Consider the following 240-nt stretch of genomic DNA (forward strand, 5'->3'; position numbering starts at 1 on the left):
GTAATTGACGATGCGAAAACAGGAAGCGCGGCATTGGAGGTAAGCCCGTCAACGATTGCGCCTGGAGCATCAGGAACTATCACAGCTACATACACAATTACGCAGGCTGACCTGAATACAGGAAGCGTAACCAATTCAGCGACTGCTACAGGAACGGCTCCAAATGCTTCGACAGTAAGCGATACGTCGGGAACTGCATTGGCTAATGATGACGACACGGTAACGAATCTTACGCAAAGC

General features: G+C 50.0%; 1 protein-coding gene. It reads left to right on the top strand.

Translation table 11 applies throughout. The annotated features are described in order from the left end of the window. Positions 1-240 (top strand): DUF7507 domain-containing protein (locus ACWA1B_RS23520; RefSeq protein ID WP_456911106.1); only part of this gene is annotated, 240 nt, incomplete at both ends.

Source organism: Flavobacterium xizangense (assembly GCF_054075145.1).